Annotated in this window: 4 protein-coding genes and 1 pseudogene; 2 read left to right on the forward strand and 3 right to left on the reverse strand. The window is 38.8% G+C overall.

The genetic code is table 11. From position 1 onward, the window contains the following. Nucleotides 1-52: 52 nt before the first annotated feature. A complete protein-coding gene (locus CDZ78_RS18055; RefSeq protein WP_087871226.1) occupies nt 53-322 on the reverse strand; it encodes a hypothetical protein in 270 nt (89 codons plus the stop codon). 62 nt (nt 323-384) lie between these two features. Here CDZ78_RS18055 and CDZ78_RS18060 point away from each other — a divergent pair, with 62 nt between their 5' ends. Together CDZ78_RS18060 and CDZ78_RS18065 are read left to right on the forward strand one after the other, a co-directional pair. Further along, a complete protein-coding gene (locus tag CDZ78_RS18060) occupies nt 385-756 on the forward strand; it encodes a hypothetical protein (RefSeq protein ID WP_087871227.1) in 372 nt (123 codons plus the stop codon). Nucleotides 757-849: 93 nt separating this feature from the next. Then, on the forward strand, nt 850-1,737 hold the full coding sequence (locus CDZ78_RS18065) for a hypothetical protein (protein ID WP_140414184.1): 888 nt from the start codon (nt 850-852) through the stop codon (nt 1,735-1,737). 17 nt (nt 1,738-1,754) lie between these two features. On the opposite strand, the pseudogene CDZ78_RS23370 reads toward CDZ78_RS18065, so the two are convergent. After that, nucleotides 1,755-1,880: pseudogene (locus CDZ78_RS23370) on the reverse strand (transposase); the annotation flags it as partial. Between the two features lie 117 nt (nt 1,881-1,997). After that, nucleotides 1,998-2,705, reverse strand: a complete 708-nt coding sequence (locus CDZ78_RS18070; protein WP_087871229.1) for a hypothetical protein — start codon at nt 2,703-2,705, stop codon at nt 1,998-2,000. Nucleotides 2,706-3,075: the final 370 nt, after the last annotated feature.

Genomic DNA, 3,075 nt, shown 5'->3' on the forward strand with positions numbered 1-3,075 from the left:
AAGGGCAAAAACAACACCTAAAAAGGCGGCTGAATAGGGCAGGGCGGGGGCATTACCACGGATTATCCCAACCTAAAGCCCGTCCATCCTCTAAATCAGCCTCAAACCTTTCTAATGTTTCTTGTACATTAGGCTGTATGCGGTGTACAAGGTCACTTAAACGGGCTTGGCCTTCCTCTGTCTGTGTACCTTCAAGGCTATTGATTTCTTTTTGCACCCTTGCCCTTGCTTGAAAAGTTTGAGTGATTGCATTTTCTAAAGGTGTTTTTTCATTATCTGCAATAATGCTTGAACTTTGTTCCGCGTTCTCTGGAACAGACACAAGCGGATTACACAAATATTTATTTTTTGCGACAGAACCTATTTTTAAAGAGAAACAAAACTATGAAAAATTTAAAACTAATAGCAATAGCAGCAATCCTATTAACATCTTCAATGGCTTCCGCAGAGGTTAGTATTATTAGCAGGGCTAATTGTTTTCCACCGGGCGGTATTGATTTGGGAAATGAATCAATATCTTGGGAGGTTGGGAAAGCACATTGGCTTCGTGTACAAAGTAAGCATAGCATGGGGGGGCGTGAAAGACATACTCGGACAACTGGCTGGGAATATACGTGGAACAATAATTATACTGCGCATAAAGACACTATTAGTCAGAGACTATGGAGTGTTAAAGGGACTCACTGGGGCTGGGACTCAAAGGAAGGCACCGAGTTCGTGATAGGTTACACAAGCACTGACAATTGTAATTTTTAATTAGAATAGTGACTTCACTATGTGGGCTTCCCGGCTTAGATGGGAAGCCGAAACAAGAGAAAGGTAGTTTCATTAAAAATAGAGGATATGAAGATGCAGAAATGTAAAAAGTATGGGTTTATTATCTTACCCACCCTGCTATTGACAGCTTACGCAATAACAGAGTGGAGCAATGAACCTTTAGATAAGGCGGAAGATGAAATAGTAGTTGAAACTAATGAAGTCCCAAAGGGTGGTACTAAACTTGCGGCTAAAAAACCAAAGGGGGCTAAGAAGAAGCCTAAAACTGATAAACATAATCATGATGTTTATCAGTATGATTATGATGAAGAGTTAAACTCAGATGGTTCATTAGCAGGCCTCCCCGGTGAGATGATGTTGGAGATGATGGAGGAGGGGGTTTCAATAGTCTCATACGAAGATCAACCAATCCCCCAACTGTTTAAAGATATGACAAAGAAGGCAGTTGAAGAAATGGAAGAAAGAGGGTACGCGTCGGCTGAGGAATCAGAAGTACGTGAGGTCAATTATGCACTTGAGCCACACCTTAAGCACCTGATGTTATCTTATGAAGACGCTGCTAACCAACTGGTTATTGAGCCTGTAAACTTGGAAGATACGCCATTTAAGGAAGGGGAACTAATTGGCGCACGCATTAGTGGATCTTATCAAGACGGAAAATGGACAAATATATCCCGTTTTTATAAATTTGATGATTTGGGGGTAGTGAAATTCTTTGAGAATGATTATGTTACAAGTAAGGGTCGCGTACAAAAGGCGAAAGAGTTAATTAATGAAGAGGTTAACGGTGTACCTGCGATATACAGAGTTAATGTAAGTAAGTCTGGGGCTGCTTTAACGTTAGTATCTTGGGCAACTGACTCAAAAGATTATAAACTGTATGTTGAGAAAAACGGCGCAAAGGATGAATCAGTGAAACAGAGACTCCTAGAATTGGCACGCTCTATCCCAGTAGAGTAACAGAGTGACGTGGTCAACCGCCCTAGCATATTAGGGTTGATACCTAAATTCTTCGATGCTTCTACGCGAATGTAGTTTTGATCTATGACTAGACTCACCGCATCCAATTTAAATTCTTTTGAATATTTCTTTCTTGCGCTCATTTTTAGTTCCTCAGTTAAGTTAATTATCCTTAACTGAGTTGTACTAATCAATTAGACCACGTCAGTCGGTTATGACCAATCTTTACCGTCATAATAAGTTCTTGCGACAGAACCAAGTTAATAGCTCATCTTCAATTCAATAAAATAAACATTACTTCCTTGAATACTAATGACTGAAAGTAATGTTTTAGTTTCTAAAGAATTCTTAAAATCAAAGCTATCTACGGACTCACTAGAATCTAACCCTTCTTTATCTCTTATCAAATATCTATAGATATTATTAAGTGCTTCTTTAGGAGGACTTTTAAAGGTGAAGCCTCCTGTTAGGGATTTATGTGCGGGGTTGTGTTTACCGTCTTCTACATCGAAGCATCCAACCTTCTTCATTATGCGTTGTAACATGACAGGGGCGGCATCCTTACTTGTATCAAACCCTTTCTTATCACATCTAAATTCGTTAGCATCTAACATGATCCTAGCTTTAACAAATCCAGTACCATCTTTATCCCCTGCTTGAAATGACAGACCATTAACCCTATCGTTTACATAAGATATGTTTGGACAATCACCCCACGCAATCCATTTTGAGTTAAAGCTATTCATATAACAATTATCAACATAAAAATCTGCTTTAGGATCTCTCTCATGTAACGTTGCCGTAAAGTAAAGAGCATCCCTAGAGCTATTAAACTCTCCTCTAAGCTGTGCTTTGAGTTTTACTATATCACTGTTAAGCTTTAACATCGTTGCCCTATCATGTGAAGCATAAGAAGATGTTGAAAATAGACTTAATCCGATAACACCCAGTAACTTTATAATATTCATGTTTAACAATACCTTCGCAAAATTAAGGAGAGAGAAAAACTAAAGATGGCCAAAAATGGCTAAAATACCACAGTACTTACCCAAATCTGACCATGCTCGAAATCATAGCAACACTTGAAGCCTTAAGTCGGTTATGTCGCATAAAAAACCTCTACATACGCGCAGGGTGGTATGCAGAGGTTTTTTAAAGTTTGTAAGTAAGTGCAAGATCACTTAATTACGGCTTGAAAGCAAGATACCGTTTTCTCGCTTTCAAACGAACGTTAATTATACCTGAAGGCCAGGAGGTCTGCGCTTTTAATAATTATTGCGACAGAACCACACAATTTACTTTAAAGACTTAATTTTTTCGATTAAGTTCCAAGGTAGA

Source organism: Bathymodiolus platifrons methanotrophic gill symbiont, from assembly GCF_002189065.1.
GTDB lineage: Bacteria > Pseudomonadota > Gammaproteobacteria > Methylococcales > Methylomonadaceae > Methyloprofundus.

Coding starts and splice junctions, on each gene's coding strand:
- CDZ78_RS18060 (WP_087871227.1), top strand. CDS start 385: ATGAAAAATTTAAAACTAATAGCAATAGCAGCAATCCTATTAACATCT.
- CDZ78_RS18065 (WP_140414184.1), top strand. CDS start 850: ATGCAGAAATGTAAAAAGTATGGGTTTATTATCTTACCCACCCTGCTA.
- CDZ78_RS18070 (WP_087871229.1), bottom strand. CDS start 2,705: ATGAATATTATAAAGTTACTGGGTGTTATCGGATTAAGTCTATTTTCA.